The following is a 929-nucleotide window of genomic DNA, read 5'->3' on the forward strand; positions in this document are numbered from 1 at the left end:
AGCTGGTCTATCGCGCGGCGCAGGTTCACCGCGAGAATCATCCGGCCAATGAGGTGCAGCTCTCCACGCTGCTCTCGATCAAGACGGGCGGCTGCGTGGAAGATTGCGGCTATTGCAGCCAGAGCGTGAAGGCCGACAGCGGGGTGAAGCCCACCAAGCTGATGGCGGTGCAGAGCGTGCTTCAGGCCGCCGCCCGCGCCAAGGACAATGGCTCGAGCCGGTTCTGCATGGGCGCGGCCTGGCGCAACCCGAAGGACCGCGACATGCCCGCGATCATCGAGATGGTGAAGGGCGTGCGCGGCATGGGGCTTGAAACCTGCATGACGCTGGGCATGCTGACCGACCATCAGGCCGACATGCTGGCCGAGGCGGGTCTGGATTACTACAACCACAACATCGATACGAGCCCCGAGCGCTACAACGATGTGATCACCACGCGCACGATGGAGGACCGGCTCGATACGCTGGGTCAGGTGCGCCGGGCCGGGATCAATGTGTGCAGCGGCGGGATCGTGGGCATGGGCGAGACGCGCGAGGACCGCGTGGGCTTCGTCCACACGCTGGCCACGCTGCCGAGCCATCCGCAGAGCGTGCCGGTGAATGCTCTGGTGCCGGTGAAGGGCACGGTGCTGGGCGATATGCTGGCCGACACACCGCTGGCCAAGATCGACGATGTGGAGTTCGTGCGCACGGTGGCGGTGGCGCGGATCACCATGCCGATGAGCATGGTTCGCCTGAGCGCAGGCCGCGAGAGCATGAGCGAGATGACTCAGGCGATGTGCTTTATGGCTGGCGCCAACAGCATCTTCACGGGTGACACGCTGCTGACGGCCCCCAATGCTGGCGATGACAAGGATGGGGCGATGTTCGCGCGCCTTGGCATCAAGCCGATGGCGATCACGCAGACGCAGGCCGATCTGGACGCCGAA

General features: G+C 65.2%; 1 protein-coding gene. It reads left to right on the forward strand.

Annotated features, from left to right (window positions below; all coding sequences use genetic code 11):
- Positions 1-929, forward strand: a 929-nt coding sequence (bioB, locus tag SR3_RS30300) for a biotin synthase BioB (protein WP_068095147.1), incomplete at both ends; no start/stop codon positions are given.

It is taken from the genome of Novosphingobium rosa NBRC 15208, assembly GCF_001598555.1.
Lineage (GTDB): Bacteria > Pseudomonadota > Alphaproteobacteria > Sphingomonadales > Sphingomonadaceae > Novosphingobium > Novosphingobium rosa.